General features: G+C 63.0%; 1 protein-coding gene. It reads left to right on the plus strand.

Annotated features, from left to right (window positions below):
- Positions 1-153: 153 nt before the first annotated feature.
- On the plus strand, positions 154-491 hold a 338-nt coding region (locus HX774_RS19355), incomplete at its 3' end, for an ATP-binding protein (RefSeq protein ID WP_255500564.1).

Raw genomic sequence — 491 nt, forward strand, 5'->3', positions numbered from 1 at the left:
ATGAAGGGGAGGGAGAGGGGGACAAAGAGTGGCTTTTCCTGTCAAATTTCCTATATGTTCTCGGTGTCGGGGCGCGGTGAATTGCGACCTGATGCGGATGGCGGGCACGCCGTCTTTTCCCTGTCCGTTCGCGGACCCTGAGCCGACGTTTTCATGACCGACCAGACTGACGCCTCGCCGGAATACGGCGCTGATTCCATCNNCCCCGGCATGTATATCGGCGACACCGACGACGGCTCCGGCCTGCACCACATGGTCTATGAGGTGGTCGACAACGCCATCGACGAGGCCCTGGCCGGTCACGCCGATCTGGTCCAGGTCATCCTGAACGAGGACGGCAGCGTCACCGTGACCGACAACGGGCGCGGCATTCCGACGGGCATCCACGAGGAAGAAGGCGTCTCGGCGGCCGAGGTCATCATGACCCAGCTGCACGCCGGCGGTAAGTTCGACCAGAACTCCTACAAGGTGTCCGGCGGCCTGCACGGCGT

The sequence above is a fragment of the Brevundimonas sp. P7753 genome, assembly GCF_013386595.1.
Lineage (GTDB): Bacteria > Pseudomonadota > Alphaproteobacteria > Caulobacterales > Caulobacteraceae > Brevundimonas > Brevundimonas bullata.